16 protein-coding genes are annotated in these 16151 nt (G+C 30.9%); 14 read left to right on the top strand and 2 right to left on the bottom strand.

The features are described 5' to 3' along the window. Positions 1-57 precede the first annotated feature (57 nt). Entirely contained in the window at positions 58-1062 is a 1005-nt protein-coding gene (locus tag ABD715_RS16960; RefSeq protein ID WP_344789533.1) for a 3-oxoacyl-ACP synthase III family protein, read from the bottom strand. A 197-nt stretch (positions 1063-1259) separates the two neighbouring features. Here ABD715_RS16960 and htpG point away from each other — a divergent pair, with 197 nt between their 5' ends. The 11 genes from htpG to ABD715_RS16905 all read left to right on the top strand — a co-directional run bounded on the left by htpG (position 1260) and on the right by ABD715_RS16905 (position 13524). Then, on the top strand, positions 1260-3170 hold the full coding sequence (htpG, locus tag ABD715_RS16955; protein WP_344789532.1) for a molecular chaperone HtpG: 1911 nt from the start codon (positions 1260-1262) through the stop codon (positions 3168-3170). A gap of 156 nt (positions 3171-3326) precedes the next feature. Next, on the top strand, positions 3327-3977 hold the full coding sequence (locus tag ABD715_RS16950; RefSeq protein WP_344789531.1) for a peroxiredoxin-like family protein: 651 nt from the start codon (positions 3327-3329) through the stop codon (positions 3975-3977). Positions 3978-4139: 162 nt separating this feature from the next. Continuing rightward, positions 4140-5093, top strand: coding sequence for a hypothetical protein (locus ABD715_RS16945; RefSeq protein WP_344789530.1), 954 nt, complete (start codon positions 4140-4142; stop codon positions 5091-5093). Between the two features lie 137 nt (positions 5094-5230). Beyond that, a complete protein-coding gene (locus ABD715_RS16940) occupies positions 5231-5959 on the top strand; it encodes a 2'-5' RNA ligase family protein (protein WP_344789529.1) in 729 nt (242 codons plus the stop codon). Positions 5960-6098: 139 nt separating this feature from the next. Further along, positions 6099-6335, top strand: coding sequence for a colicin immunity protein (locus ABD715_RS16935; RefSeq protein ID WP_344789528.1), 237 nt, complete (start codon positions 6099-6101; stop codon positions 6333-6335). A gap of 2 nt (positions 6336-6337) precedes the next feature. Next, on the top strand, positions 6338-6943 hold the full coding sequence (locus tag ABD715_RS16930; protein WP_344789527.1) for a hypothetical protein: 606 nt from the start codon (positions 6338-6340) through the stop codon (positions 6941-6943). Between the two features lie 229 nt (positions 6944-7172). Continuing rightward, positions 7173-7544: a nuclear transport factor 2 family protein gene (locus ABD715_RS16925; protein ID WP_344789526.1), complete on the top strand. Its 372-nt coding sequence runs from the start codon at positions 7173-7175 to the stop codon at positions 7542-7544. A gap of 27 nt (positions 7545-7571) precedes the next feature. Beyond that, on the top strand, positions 7572-8573 hold the full coding sequence (locus ABD715_RS16920) for a hypothetical protein (RefSeq protein WP_344789525.1): 1002 nt from the start codon (positions 7572-7574) through the stop codon (positions 8571-8573). Between the two features lie 229 nt (positions 8574-8802). Then, positions 8803-10992: a B12-binding domain-containing radical SAM protein gene (locus tag ABD715_RS16915; RefSeq protein ID WP_344789524.1), complete on the top strand. Its 2190-nt coding sequence runs from the start codon at positions 8803-8805 to the stop codon at positions 10990-10992. Positions 10993-11104: 112 nt separating this feature from the next. Continuing rightward, positions 11105-12349 carry a WG repeat-containing protein gene (locus tag ABD715_RS16910; RefSeq protein ID WP_344789523.1) on the top strand — a complete coding sequence of 415 codons (1245 nt, stop codon included), beginning with the start codon at positions 11105-11107 and terminating at the stop codon, positions 12347-12349. Between the two features lie 215 nt (positions 12350-12564). Further along, the gene (locus ABD715_RS16905) at positions 12565-13524 is read left to right on the top strand and encodes a tRNA dihydrouridine synthase (protein ID WP_344789522.1); all 960 of its coding nucleotides are present in this window, start codon (positions 12565-12567) and stop codon (positions 13522-13524) included. Positions 13525-13526: 2 nt separating this feature from the next. On the opposite strand, the gene ABD715_RS16900 is transcribed toward ABD715_RS16905, so the two are convergent. After that, positions 13527-13886 (bottom strand): DUF983 domain-containing protein, encoded by a 360-nt coding sequence (locus ABD715_RS16900; protein WP_344789521.1) that lies wholly within the window; start codon positions 13884-13886, stop codon positions 13527-13529. A gap of 104 nt (positions 13887-13990) precedes the next feature. Here ABD715_RS16900 and ABD715_RS16895 point away from each other — a divergent pair, with 104 nt between their 5' ends. The 3 genes from ABD715_RS16895 (at position 13991) to ABD715_RS16885 (ending at position 16111) form a co-directional block, all read left to right on the top strand. Further along, on the top strand, positions 13991-14869 hold the full coding sequence (locus ABD715_RS16895) for an AraC family transcriptional regulator (RefSeq protein ID WP_344789520.1): 879 nt from the start codon (positions 13991-13993) through the stop codon (positions 14867-14869). Between the two features lie 91 nt (positions 14870-14960). After that, complete coding sequence (locus ABD715_RS16890) at positions 14961-15338, top strand: VOC family protein (RefSeq protein WP_344789519.1); 378 nt, start codon at positions 14961-14963, stop codon at positions 15336-15338. A gap of 80 nt (positions 15339-15418) precedes the next feature. Beyond that, positions 15419-16111: a helix-turn-helix transcriptional regulator gene (locus ABD715_RS16885; protein ID WP_344789518.1), complete on the top strand. Its 693-nt coding sequence runs from the start codon at positions 15419-15421 to the stop codon at positions 16109-16111. The last annotated feature ends 40 nt before the right edge of the window (positions 16112-16151 follow it).

Below are 16151 nucleotides of genomic sequence, written 5' to 3'. Positions count from 1 at the left end.
AATAGCAAAAAAAAACCCAAAACTAACGTTTTGGGTTTTTTAATTTTTATATTTTTTTTACCATTTTATAATGGCACTTGCCCAAGTAAAACCACTACCAAAAGCAGCTAATACAAGGTGGTCGCCTTCTTTTAATTTTCCTTCTTCCCAAGCTTCAGTTAAAGCAATAATTACAGATGCAGCGGTGGTGTTTCCGTATTTTTGAATATTATTAAACACCTTATCATCACCTAAACCAAACTTCTTTTGTATAAACTGAGCGATACGTAAATTGGCTTGATGCGGAATTAGCATATCTATATCTTCCTTTTGCAATCCATTTTTCATCAACCCTTCCATAATCACTTCACTAAAACGTACTACAGCATTTTTAAACACAAACTGCCCGTCCATGTATGGAAAATACGATAAATCTTCCTCTTTCGATTCTAAAATCTCTGGCACCCAATGCCCAATACTTGGCGATTCTACAATTAATTTATCGGCATATTTACCCTCACTATGTAAGTGTGTAGATAAAATTCCTTTTGTATTATCTTCCTCTCTCGATAAAACTGCAGCTCCTGCGCCATCGCCAAAAATAACAGTAACACCTCTACCACGTGTAGATTTGTCTAACCCGTTGGAGTGATACTCTGCACCAATAACCAATATGTTTTTATACATACCTGTTTTTATAAACTGATCGGCTACCGATATGGCATAAACAAAGCCAGAACATTGGTTTCTTACATCTAAAGCTCCAATGGTTGGCATATCTAGCATGTCTTGAATTTGCACACCGCAACCAGGAAAATAATAATCTGGACTTAATGTTGCAAATACAATAAAATCTATATCGTCTTTAGTTAAACCAGCTCGTTCTATAGCTATTCTGGCTGCTTTTGCACCCATTACTGCCGATGTATCTTCGGTACCTTCTTTTATCCATCGTCTTTCTTTTATCCCTGTTCGTTCCTGTATCCAAGCGTCATTAGTGTCCATCATTTTAGATAAATCGTCGTTTGTTACAACGTTATCTGGCACATATTTCCCTAATCCTATTATCTTCGAATTGTACATTTTTAGTTTTTATTTTACTTCCGCGAAAGCGAAATTATCTTCAATTAACAACAAAATACGAAATTATAAATTGATATCGTAATTTCTATTATTTTTCAAACTTAAAAAAAAAGTGTCAGTTTGTCACATTTTAACTGTTGGCATTTTTGTTGCTTTTCTGTTTCTATAATTTTTAATAATATAAAAACATATATATCATGGCAAAAGGAAGCATTAATGTTTCGGTAGAAAACATCTTTCCACTCATTAAAAAATTCTTGTATAGCGATCACGAAATATTTTTACGTGAACTTATTAGTAATGGTACAGATGCTACTTTAAAATTAAAGCATCTTACTAGCATTGGCGAATCTAAATCTGAATACGGAAACCCTCAAATTGAGGTTAAAATTGATAAAGAAGGTAAAAAGCTTCACATTATCGATCAAGGTTTAGGTATGACTGCAGACGAGGTTGAAAAATACATTAACCAAGTTGCTTTTTCTGGAGCCGAAGAGTTTTTAGATAAATACAAAGACTCTGCTAAAGATTCTGGTATTATTGGTCATTTTGGTTTAGGTTTCTATTCTGCCTTTATGGTAGCAGAAAAGGTAGAGCTTATTACAAAATCTCATAAAGACGAGCCTGCTGCACATTGGATGTGTGATGGATCTCCAGAGTTTACTTTAGAGGCGCACGATAAAACAGATAGAGGAACAGAAATTATTCTTCATATCGCCGAAGATTCTACAGAGTTTCTAGAAGAATCTAGAATTAGCGAGTTACTTACTAAGTATAATAAGTTTATGCCTATTCCAATTAAATTTGGAACTAAAGAAATAAACGATCCAGAGCACGAGCCTAAAACAACAAAAGACGAAGAAGGTAAAGAAACTACAGAACCACATAGAAAAATTACTGTAGACAATATTATAAACAACCCTAACCCTGCTTGGACAAAACAACCTGCAGATTTAGAAGACCAAAATTATAAAGACTTTTACCGCGAGTTGTACCCAATGCAATTTGAAGAGCCTTTATTTAACATTCACTTAAACGTAGATTATCCGTTCAACTTAACTGGGATTTTATATTTCCCTAAAATGTCGAACGATATGCAAATTCAAAAAGACAAAATTCAACTGTACCAAAACCAAGTTTTTGTAACAGATAATGTTGAAGGTATTGTTCCAGAATTTTTAACCATGCTACGTGGTGTTATAGACTCTCCAGACATTCCGTTAAACGTATCGCGTTCTTACTTACAAGCCGATGGTGCTGTAAAAAAGATTTCGTCTTACATAACACGTAAAGTTGCCGATAAATTAAAATCGCTATTTAATAATAACCGCGAAGATTTTGAAGCTAAGTGGAATGACATTAAAATTGTTATAGAATACGGTATGCTTTCTGAAGAAAAATTCTTTGAAAAAGCAGATAAGTTTGCACTTTATCCAACGGTAGATGGTACGTATTATACTTACGAAGAGCTATTCAATAAAATTAAAGCTAACCAAACCGATAAAGATGGTAAGTTAGTTATCCTTTACGCATCTAACAAAGACGAGCAACACAGTTATATCGAGTCTGCAAAAGCTAAAGGTTACGAGGTGTTATTATTAGATTCTCCTATTGTTTCTCACTTAATACAAAAATTAGAAGGCTCTAAAGAAAACATTACTTTTGCTCGTGTAGATGGCGATCATATTAACAATTTAATTAAGAAAGACGAAACCACTATTTCTAAATTAGATGAAGATCAAACTAAAGCTTTAGACGAGTTATTAAAAGAAGTTATTCCTTCTGAGAAATTTATGGTACAACTTGAAGCTATGGATAGCGACGCCTCTCCTTTTATAATTACGCAACCAGAATTTATGCGTAGAATGAAAGAAATGCAAGCTACAGGTGGTGGCGGTATGAACATGTTTGGCAGCATGCCAGAAATGCACAACCTAGTTGTAAACACAAACTCTAAATTAGTAAGCGATATTTTAGCTACCGAGGCAAAAGAAGATAAAGAACGCTTAATTAACCAAAGTTTAGATTTAGCACGTTTATCTCAAGGCTTATTAAAAGGCGAAGAGTTAACAAACTTTATTAAACGTAGTTACGATATACTTAAATAGTTTTTCGCTTTAGCGGATATAATAAAAGTAAAAGCCACCTTGTAAAAACAAGGTGGCTTTTTTTATGTCTATTTTAACAAGTTATTATACAACCTCTCTAGCTATTTAAACTACATTCGTTTAAACCAGAAACAACCTTTTGCAATACAAATAAACATGAAAAATTTAAGAGAACAAACTGATGCTAAAATTGCAGCAGGACGAAAAGCCAAACCTGAATTTATGCAAGGTGTAGACCTTGTAATTGAAAAAGCCAAAGCCTTTAAAGAAGGCGAAAATGCAATAAAAGTTGGAGAAAAAGCACCAAATTTTGAGTTACCAAATCCCAAAGGCAACCATGTAACTTTACAAAGCTTACTAAAAAAAGGCCCTGTAGTAGTTACCTTTTATCGTGGTAGTTGGTGCCCATATTGTAACTTACAACTTAGAGCATTACAAGCACGATTAAACGAAATTCACGATTTAGGCGCTACTCTGGTTGCCATAAGCCCAGAAGTTCCAGATGGCTCGTTAACAAAAAACGACATTGAAAACATGGAGTTTACAGTATTATCTGATCAAGATGCCAAGGTAGCAGAACAATATGGTTTAGCTTGGCAAGTTCCAGAGTTTTTAATGGAACACATGCGCATAGACCGTAATCTAGACTTAGTAAAAATAAATAATGGCAACGGAAACATTTTACCAATACCTGGCACTTTTGTTTTAAACACTCAAGGCGAAGTAATATGGAGTTATGTTAATGTAGATTATAGAACGCGATCTGAACCCGAAGCAATTATTGAAGCTTTAAAAACGTTAGCTTAAAACCAGTATTTTATAGCTTTCGCAGATATAATAAAACCACTTTGTATAAACAGAGTGGTTTTTTAATTACAAAGCACTTTACTTTGTCAAAAATTTCTTCTAAATTCGTTTGGTAAATATTAAAATGGGAGTTATTTTTATGTTGGCACCAATTTAAAAAAAATGCTAGAACAAATTTTCAATATTTTCCCTATTTGTAACAATGATATAATTCAATATATTGGTTTTAAAACATATGATGTTAAAGGAAATGATGATGAAAAAATAAAATTCTTACAAGAGAAAGTTCACCAAGACTATACTGACTTGGAATATGTAAGCATTCCTGAAACATATAAAATTACAGATAGTAATGGAAAAGAGATTGTAGGTATACACCTAGAATCTTATAATATACTAGTCCATAATTCAACCAATAGTGTATTATTTGATTCTATATTTCAATTATCAAATGCTGGAAATGAACCATTATTCGTAATTACTATGATTGTTGATGGAGAAATAAGAATTGACAAGACGGAGAAATACCAAGCGACACCAAAAACAGATTATACATATTCAATTAATGAAACTATTCCAGAACATTATTTCACTAATTATTATACTGAAAAAGGGTTTGAATTAGACAATCTTCTAGAAGATGATTTTTTAAAGGCAATAAGATTATTATTTCAAAACGAAATGTATGTTTCTTCATTAAAACTATTATTATCTGCAATTGACACATTTGCTTTTTTAGAATTTGGAGACACTAGAAATAATTTCAAAAATTGGTTAAATGAATTTTGTAATTTATCTGAATTAAAAATCACAGAAGAAGAACTTTGGGAGTTTAGAAACTCATTATTACATATGACAAATACCGTTTCCCGAAAAGTTAAAAACGAATCTGTAACAGGGTTGGGATTTTATGTGTTTAATGAAGATATTGAAGAAAGGACAAGTGACGGTAAAATTAAATATTTCAATCTAAAATCCTTGATTGTTAATGTAGCCTTTGGATTAAAAAACTGGGCAGAATCATTCAATAACAATAGAGGTAAATTTGAACAATTCATAGAAAGGTATGACTTAGTAATATCTGATACTAGATATAAACGGATTATATATAAATAAAAAACAGGTACCAACAAGGTATACAAAAAAACTGCTAATTTTATCATAATGCAATGTGAGTTACTCGTTAACTTACTTCCGATTTTCCTTCGGAAAATCCTCGCACACAAACATGCAACTTTTCATATGCGCAATGTTTGGCAACAAAAAAAAAAAAAAAACTATCATATAAATATCAAGTAGTGAACCTTAAAGAACATTATAGCAAATTATATAAAGAATCAGTAAAAAACATAGCATCTGGAAAATATGAAATTGATAATTTAATTGATTCAAAGTCTGACAAAAGATTTGGAATTACCCTTCTTGCTAGACCTTCAAATGAAGTAAAAGCTAAAATTGAAAAACTTAATCTTGAATTAAAGAAAGTTGAACCGAATCAATATTATTATCCGAAATCTGATATTCATATTACAATTATGTCAATAATATCATGTTATGATGGTTTTAATATTGAAAATATTGAATTACCTAAATATATTGAATTAATAAAAAAATGCATACCTAATAAAAACAACATTAAAATTAGTTTTAAAGGCTTAACAGCATCAAATTCTTGTATAATGTTACAAGGTTTTATGAACAATAACGTGTTGAATGACATTAGAGATAATTTGAGATTTGAATTTAAAAAATCGGAATTGGAACAAAGTTTGGACAAAAGGTATTCAATTCAAACAGCACACTCAACAATAGTTCGATTTAAAAATCATTTAAACGAAAAAGAGAGTTTTTTGAAAATAATTGACAAATATGCTGACTTTGATTTTGGAACTTTTGAGATTAAAAAAATCGAACTTGTTTATAACGATTGGTATCAAAAAAAAGAACTTGTAAAAAAATTACACGAATTTAAAATACAATAACGTTACCTAATATCTTATAAAATAATTACTATTTTAAGCTTGTATAAAGGTAGTTAATTTGTTTGCCTGCATCTTTTTTTTTGCGAAAAATTCTCGCACGAAAAAAACGCAAATTCCCATACATAAAACGTTGACAAACATGACTAAAGAAGAGCTAATAGAAATAGGAAAACAGATACTAAAAGCCGAAGGAAGCGAAAGTGAACTTAATATATTACATGAGGTTTTCAATAAAAATATACCATATCCAAATGGAGCAAATTTATTCTATTACCCAGAAAATTACAATGCAAGAAAAGACAATATAAGTAATTACAATCCAAGTGTCGAAAGTGTTGTAGACAAATGCTTAAATTATAAAGCTATTAATCTGTAAAAATGAGCGATAATTATATAACTATTACTACCGTAAAAGAAGTTAAAAACCCAAAAGAGTTAAGTGAAAAAATCTTGAAGTGGTTACAGACTAAAGAAATTATAGAAAGTGAATTGTCCGACTGTATACTAAGTACAAAGAAAAAAGGCTACAAACCAGCAAACAAACACACAGATGCTATTGGGTATAACGAAAATATTTTGAGCCTACAAGTATGCGGTCTTGAAGTAAAAACAGAACGAGAAGTATTTAATGCAGGTGCATTTACTCCTTTTACTAAATTAGAGTGCCCAAATTGTAATACAAACCGGTTTAAAGGAATCTCGCCTCAAGATTTTTACACCGAAAATTGTACTGAAGAACAATTAAACAGATTTAATACTGTGTTTCCTGAATTTGATAAATGGTCTAATAATAAGGACACTTCTTTAACTTGTCCGCATTGTTTAACCAAAAGTAATTTAGCCAGCTATAAAACTGATAATTCAATCGCATTTTCAAATCTTGGATTTACTTTTTGGAATTGGCCTGATTTAAAAGAAGAGTTTCTAATGGAATTAAAGACAGAAATTGGAATGGATATAGTTAGAATGAATGGACACTTATAAAAAAACCGCTCTACAAAATAACTATACTTAATACGGGTTTTGGTACTTAACCAAAAGTTAATAGCTTTTACTCAAACCTGCCAAATCTTTTAATTTGGCTTTAAAAACGAAAAGATAAAATTAAAAGTTTTACTGTGTGTTTAATCGAAAGTTCTGTACTTTTGGCTCTCTCACTAAGTTTAGCCAAAACTGCTAAGAAACAAACTCTAAAATTTTAAATTAGTAAATAATGACTAAAAAGGAAATAGCAAAGCAATATATAACGCATCTTGAAAATGGAAATGTTGAACAAGTAGTTGCATTGTTCAATGAAAAAGGAATGGTTGATTCACCTTTATACGGAATAAAAAAAGCAGATGAATTTTATCATGAATTAAATAGTGATACATCAAATTCTGAACTTCACTTAAAAGGAATTTTTGAAGAAAATGAGTCAAACAATTTAGCGCTTTATTTTACCTATAAATGGACTTTAAAAAACAATAAAAAAGTAGAATTTGATGTTGTTGACATTATTGAATTCGATAATCTAAATAAGATTAGCAAACTAAAAATTATATATGATACTGTTACCGCCAGAAAATTAGTGGAACAGCTATAAAAAGCCTATGCACAACAAAGCATAAAAATGAGCTACAAAAAATATTTTCTTATAGTTATAACTCTATTTGTTTCAATAAAAACATATAGCCAACAAAAAAGTGGATACTATTTAAATTGGAATTCTGACCACACTAATAGAATAGTAAAGCCAACTATTAAATTAAATGATGATGAAGCCAAATTAATTAATTGCTACAAAGTTACTTTCGATAAAGACAAAAGACTCAAAACAGTTGAGTACTTTGTATCTGGCAAGAAAAGCTCTAGTTCAAATTTTGGGGCACATATTTTAGAAAGGAAATATTACACTAATCATTATGAAGAGATTTTCAAAAATGAAAAACAAGAAAGAGTTACAAATAAAAATGGTGTCTGGTTTCACAAATATCAACTAAACGAAGCTGGATTTTGGATAAAAAAAGAAAATTATGACAATAATGGCAAATTGTTAAACCAGTACGGGGTTGCAGTCTACAAAGTTAATAGAGATTATCAAAACAGAAGGTTAACAGAGATTAGATACAACTTAAATACAGATACTATTCCAGACCCAAATGGATTTAAGGTTACTCATTTCACGTATAACAAAGACGGTTTTATATCCTCACGACAAAATAGAAATCTAGATGGCGAATTGGAAAACGGGAAATATGGCTACGCAAAAGTTATTTTTCACATGGACCAAAATGGGCAATTTTATGGAGAAGAATTTATAGACCGTCTTGGAAATTTAGTGAATAGTTCGAGCTTGGGTTATGCCAAAATTGACATGAGAGATTTTAATAAATACGGAAAAAACAAACGCTTCTACTTCACAGATGAATCAGGATATCCGTCTAAAGAAAAAGCTATGGGCGTAATAACTTATCACGATAATATGTCAAGAAATGAAATTATATACTTTGACAGGTACGGAAATCAAACAAAAGATATAAATGAGAGAGCAAGGTCAAAATACATATACGATAAAAATGGAGAATTTATAAAAAGGGTTAATTATAATTTTGAAGGTCGACCTATTAAATAAAAATAAAGCTTCTTTTTGCAGTTTATTTAATACTGCTATTAGCGCGTTATTTTTTACCCCAGAAATCCATACGATGCATTACTACAGTTACAAAACAAATATTAAAAGGCAATATTTACCACTTGCTCTAACACTCTAGAAAGCACTACTCAAAACCTTTCTAATTACATTTTAAAGCACTCGCCTCATCTTTTAAATTATATTTGCATATAAATTTTGATGTATTATTTTGGAAAAAGAACTTTTACTTATAACACCACCGTTTACACAGCTAAACACGCCATATCCAGCAACAACTTATATTAAAGGTTTTTTAAACACCAAAGGCATTGGTTCTTTTCAAATAGATTTAGGTATCGAGGTTATTTTGCAACTATTTTCGAAAGACTCCTTTACAGAAATTTTTGATTTTGCTTTTAAAAATAACCAAATAACATCTCAAAATGCGCAACGTATTTATAGCTTAAAAAATGCTTACTTACAGCCTTTAAACGACATTATCGCCTTTTTACAGGGCAAAAAACCAAGTTTTGCACGCCAAATTGTTTCTAATAACTTTTTACCACAAGCCTCTAGATTTGAACAACTAGATGATTTAGATTGGGCTTTTGGCTCCATGGGCATGCAAGACAAAGCAAAACATTTGGCAACCTTATACCTTGAAGATTTATCTGATTTTATAATAGAATGCATAGATCCAAATTTTGGATTTAGCCGATATGCAGAACGCTTAGGTATGAGTGCCAATTCGTTTGACGAAATATACGCCAATCTGCAAGAAAACACTACTTATATAGACGGTATAGCACTTACTATTTTAAAAGAAAAACTAGAAAAAGTAAAACCCAAATTGGTTTGTTTTTCGGTGCCTTTTCCTGGTAATTTATATTCGGCCTTTCGTTGTGCTCAGTTTATAAAAACGAATTACCCAAACATTAAAATTGCCATGGGTGGTGGATTTCCCAACACCGAATTACGTTCGGTATCTGATGTTCGCGTTTTTGAATTCTTCGATTTTATTACTTTGGACGATGGCGAATTACCTATCGAGTTATTACACGCACACCTTATAAATCCTGAAAGTAAAGAATTTAAACGTACTTTTCTTTTAGAAGCAGGTAAAGTGGTTTATAAAAACACAACAACAAAACCAGAATACAAACAAAATCAAGTTGGTACTCCCGATTATTCTGACTTACAATTAGAAAATTACATTTCGGTTATAGAAATTGCAAACCCCATGCATAGTCTTTGGAGCGATGGTCGATGGAACAAACTTACCATGGCACACGGTTGCTACTGGGGCAAATGTACCTTTTGCGATATATCGTTAGATTATATAAAAATTTACGAACCCGTAGCTGCCAAATTATTGGTAGATCGTATGGAGCAACTTATTACACAAACCAACGAAACCGGGTTTCATTTTGTAGATGAAGCTGCTCCTCCTTCGTTAATGAAAGCCTTAGCTTTAGAAATTATAAAGCGAAAACTAACTGTAACTTGGTGGACGAATATCCGTTTTGAAAAAAACTTTACCCAAGACCTTTGTTTGCTTTTAAAAGCCTCTGGATGTATTGCTGTTTCTGGTGGTTTGGAAGTGGCATCGAACCGGTTATTAAAACTTATAGATAAAGGTGTTACCGTGCAGCAAGTAGCACAAGTTACCCGCAATTTTACCGAAGCCAACATTATGGTACACGCCTATTTAATGTATGGCTACCCCACACAAACTGTTAACGAAACTATTGATAGCTTAGAAATGGTACGTCAGCTTTTTGAAGTTGGTATTTTACAATCTGGGTTTTGGCATCAATTTGCTTTAACTGCTCATAGCCCAGTTGGACTAAAACCAGAAGATTATAATATTATTCCGCATCAAGAGGAAATTAAATTTGCCAATAACGACATTCAGTTTACAGACACTACAGGTATAGACCACAACCTATTTAGTTTCGGGTTAAAAAAATCGCTTTTTAATTACATGCATGGTATTGGTTTCGATTTACCACTGCAAGAATGGTTTGATTTTGATATTCCTGAAACAACCATTCACCCCGATTTTATTTATGATAGTTTAGAGGTTGCCACCAATTTTAATATAAAACCTAGTGCAAAAATTGTTTGGTTAGGCACAGAACCTTTGGTAAACGCATATTCTAAAACTAAAAAAGGGCAAACAAAACAGGTACTAGAATTAACTTTTCATAGTACCACCGAAACCTTTAGTGTTCCACTAGATAAAGACCATGGCGAATGGTTTTTAGATCAACTAGAAGATTTAAGCCCGAAAAACGATGCTTTAAAATCCTTTTCGCAACTAAAAACGGACTTTGAAAAACATTTTGAAAATTTTGAATTGTTTTGGTTTTCGAAATCAATTAATACTTTAAGGGAAAATGGGTTGTTGATTTTGTAGGATTAATTGACTTTGTGAAAATTTTCAACTAACTTCGTTTAACTATCGGTAAAGATCATTGAAACGAAACTTTATCTTAGCATAAGCTGTAAGTTGAAAAACAAACTCACATATGAAAAACAAATTGACAATCTTACTTTTTTTAATCTCAACAAGTTGGACTTTTTCGCAAGAAAAAATAAAAGCAGACATTGATATAATTAATTTTCTCGGTAGAGTACCTCAAAAAACGGAAAGTAATTCTTTATCTGACAACCTATTAAGAATATTATACTATAAAATTCAACCAAAAGAATATCCAAAAATAGGATATTTAAATACTAAAGGAGAAAAAATAATTGAACCTAAATTTAATATGGGTTCAGATTTTTTTGATGATTATGCAAATGTAATTAAAGATTCTCTATATGGTTATGTGAATAGAGATGGCAAAGAAACCTACTTCGAAAATTATACTGATGTCTTCTTCTATTATGGAGATGCTGGAATTGCCAAAAAAAATGGCAAGTATGGATTAATAAACCGTAAAGGTGATTCATTGACGGAATTCAAATATACGATGGTAAGTAATTTTGGTTTTAATCATTACAAATGCCAAACTGAAAACAAAAAAAGTCACATTTTAGATTCGAATGGTAAAATTATTTTTAATAAAAACCTAGAATTTGATATACAAAGTCATTATTTTGAACAGGATTCTATTATAATTTTTCGAGAAACAAAAGCACGAAAAAAACTAAATGGTCTTGTAAATATAAATGGAGAAGTTATTATTCAACCTAAATACGAAAACATTCATTTCATCAATGACAGTGAACTTTATGTTGTGAAAAATGGAAAAAAATATGGATTTATTAATAAGTCTGGCAAAGAAGTTATTCCTTTAATTTATGATAAAGTCGGATTTAACATAAATGAAAATTTAATACCTGCATTAAAAGATGGTAAATGGGGTTTTATAAACAGAGAAAATGAAACTAAAATACCGTTTGAATATGATGATGCTAGTGCGTTTTTAAATGGTTTAGCTTTTGTAAAAAAGGGAGGAAATTACGGATGTATTAATACAAAGAATAAGGTTAAAGTAAAATTTAATTTGAAAAAAACTAAATATCCTTTCTTTACTAATAATTTAGCTCTTTTTGAAGAAAATGGAAAATATGGATTCATAAACAAAAAAGGTAATATCAAAATTCCAGCAATTTATGACAAGGCATTTCCTTTCGTCAATGAACTAGCTTATGTGGGAATTGAAGGTAAAGTTGGATATATAAATGAAAAAGGAAAGGAAATAATTCCGATAAAGTATAAACAACTCTGGTTTGAAAGTGATGGAATTATAAGATATGTAGATTAAATTTAGAAATAAAACCTACAGCTAACACCGTATAAAATTAATTGCTAGTTCTAGCCTAATTACGAAAGTCCTCGCGGACTTTCTATCTGTGATTTATTTGCTAACTTTAGTGCTTAAACCGCGCAACTAATCTTATACAATTACGTTAAACGAACCTTCTAAATACATTTTCTAAAAAAAAGATAAAAGCTATCTTTGCACCTCACAATTTATAAATGGCTTTTACTTTACTTTCGTCTCCGCTACAAGGATTTACAGATTTTAGATTTCGTAATGCTTTTAATCATTATTTTGGAGGTATAGATACATTTTACTCACCGTATATTAGATTAAACGGGAAGTTTAAAATTAAAACGTCGTACCAAAACGATTTACTTCAAGAAAACAATACGACTCTAGAGGTTATACCACAAATTATTACCAACGATGCCGAGGAGTTTTTGTTTGTTGCCAAGTATGTGCAAAGTTTAGGGTATAAAGAACTTAATTGGAATTTGGGTTGCCCATACCCTATGGTTGCAAAATCTGGAATGGGATCGGGTTTAATTTGCGATCCTTCAAGAATTAACACTATTTTAGAACGTGCACATAACGAAACGGATATTCTTGTTTCTATGAAAATGCGGATGGGTTACAATAATGCAGAAGAGATTCTAGATGCTTTTCCTATTCTAGATAATTATCCGCTAAAAAGTATTGCTATTCATGCTAGAATTGGTAAGCAACTTTATAAAGGCCCTGTAGATTTAGATGCTTTTGAGCGTTGTATTACAAGCACAAAACATAAATTGTATTATAACGGAGATATTACAAGTGTGGCATCTTTTAAAGCGATACAAGCCCGTTTTTCTAGTTTAGATTATTTTATGATTGGTCGTGGTTTAATTGCAGATCCGTTTTTACCCCAAATGATAAAAAATGACACTACCCAATATCCTGAGAACCGTTGGGATATTTTTGAGGCATTCCACAATACCATTTACCAACAATATGACGATTACCTGTCTGGACCAACGCCTATAAAAATGAAAATGTTAGGCTTTTGGGAGTACTTTTCTAAATCGTGCTCTAACCCACAAAAAACGTATAAAGCCATAAAAAAAGCAGGAAACCCATACAAATACAAACAAGCTGTAAGTGCTATTTTAAATAACGAGCGTAAATTAAACAACTAATTTTATGCCTTTACTTTAGGTTTTGCAAATAAGTAAATCCAAATACTTCGAGACAACCTAAAATTATATCCACTTAATATAATAGCTATAATTATTACCATAAAAAAGGAGGTTAAAAGCGACAAACCTAAAATAAAGTGAGATACAATAAATACTGCTATAAACTCTGCAGCAGTAACCGCATAACTTACAAACATGGCGCCGAAGAAAAAGCCTGGTTCTTTTTCAAACTTAAAATTACAGTTTTTGCAAGTGTTGTTCATTTCTGGAATTTGAAGCTTAAGTAAGTTACCGTTAGATTTAAAAATATCTTTTTTTTCGCATTGCGGACATTTACCTTTTAAAAGTGATATTATTCTCATAAAATTATTATTAATAATAGTAGCACAAAACTAAACTCCTTTAGCCTTTTTTAAGTCATACTATCTACGCTATTTTTTGTACTTTTAAGACATATTTATATTTTATGAAAATAATTCCTGTTCTAAATATTCAACAATTCGAACACAACATACCTTGGTCTGATTTTTATTGCAACGATTTAAAAAGTCATTTAAATAAAAATAAAAATTTCTTTTATAAACCGCATAGTCATGATTTTTTTCTTTGTGTATTATTTACTAAAGGCACAGGTTCTCACGAAATAGATTTTAGCACTTATCCTGTAAATGCTGGATCTGTATTCTTTTTAAAACCTGGACAAACACATTATTGGTCGTTTAATAGTCCGCCTGAAGGTTACATCTTTTTTCATACTCAAGATTTCTACGAGCTTCATTTTTCAAAGAGCAAACTCGAGCAGTTTCCTTTCTATTTTTCGCATAAAAATACACCCGCACTTAATTTAGACTCTAAAACACTAAAAACTTTAGAGTTAAACTTTAAGGACATTAACACAGAATATTACAACAAACTGCCTTACAAAAAACAAAAAATAGCCAGTTTAATAAACACCACGTATATAGATTTATCGAGACTTTATAGTTTGCAAACTTCAACCAAAAGCACAACATCTAGCACTTATATAAAAACATTACGAAAACTAGAAAGCACTATTGAAAGTTATTTTAAAACTGAAAAGTCGGCTGCATTTTATGCCAATGCACTACACATAACACCAAAACATTTAAATAGAATAACAAAAACTACACTAAACAAAACAACAACCAATTTAATTACAGACCGAGTTATTTTAGAAGCAAAAAGACTTATAACTCACTCTAACAATACATTACAAAATATTTCATTAATTTTAGGCTATCAAGATTACGCTTATTTTTCTAGAGTTTTTAAACAAAAAACAAGATTAACACCTTTAGAATTCAAAAAAAGCTATCAACTATAAAAAAGTTAAACAAAAAAAGTACCCCTGACATATTTTGACACTTAACAGTATAATTTTGCATAATAAGTTTAACAATCTAATCAATTAAAAAATGAAAAACGCAATCAACTGGTTCGAAATACCTGTAAACAATTACGAAAGAGCAAAACTATTTTATACCACAGTGCTAGACATTGAAATTACAGATTACCATATGCCCGAACAAAATATGAAATATGGTATGCTACCTTACGACAAGGATAATAATGGCGTTGGTGGTGGGCTTATTGAAATGGAAGGGCAAACACCTACAACAAATGGCCCCACTTTATATTTAAATGGTGGTAACGATTTAAGTATAGCCTTAAGTAAAGTTGAAGCTGCTGGCGGTAAAATACTTATGCCCAAAACAGACATAGGTGAAAACGGATTTATGGCACAATTTACTGATACCGAAGGAAACAGAATGGCGCTACATTCTTGGAACTAAAAAAAGAATATCAAAATCAAAAAACAAACAGTTTTATTTAAGATAGCGAATTGTAAAATGATTCGCTATCTTTAATTTATATGTCGCAGCTATCTAGACTTATATCTATACTTACCCTGTTAAAATCTAAAAGACTTTTAACTGCACCAGATCTTGCTCAAAAATTTAATGTTAGCGTAAGAACCATTTACAGAGATATAAGAAAATTAGAAGAAGCCGGTGTACCTGTTATAAGCATAGAAGGTAGAGGCTACTCTTTAATGGAAGGTTACCAAGTAGCACCTATGCAATTTACAGAAAAGGAAGCCAACGCATTAATTACAGCGCAACACTTAGTAAAACAGACAAAAGACGCCTCGTTTGTTACTAATTTTGATGATGCACTTACCAAAATAAAATCTGTTTTTAAGACATCTATTCAAGAAAAGAGCGAAATACTTAATAACAAAATATATGTTTTTAATAGCAACTATGAAGCTATTGCAAGTAACGCACTTTCTGATATTCAGCTTGCAATTACAAATTTTAATTATGTAGAAATTAACTACCGTAAGGCTAACGATACATCTATTTCTTTTAGAAAAATAGAACCCTACGCCTTTTACTCTACAAACCATAAATGGATACTAATTGCTTGGTGCTATTTACGAGAAGATTACAGAGCTTTTAGAATTGATAGAATTCTGCACTTAAAAATTTTACCTCAGATATTTGAAGATAGAAAGTTTAACTTGCTAGACTATTTTCAGTCTTGCTCCTACAAAGAAAAATAACATTATTTAGACAAATTTATTCTACTATATTTGCTAGAAA

This window comes from Postechiella marina, from assembly GCF_039538365.1.
In the GTDB taxonomy this organism is placed as follows: Bacteria; Bacteroidota; Bacteroidia; order Flavobacteriales; family Flavobacteriaceae; genus Postechiella; species Postechiella marina.
Note: the sequence above shows the minus strand (reverse complement) of the source record. Positions and strands in the feature narration are given on the sequence as shown.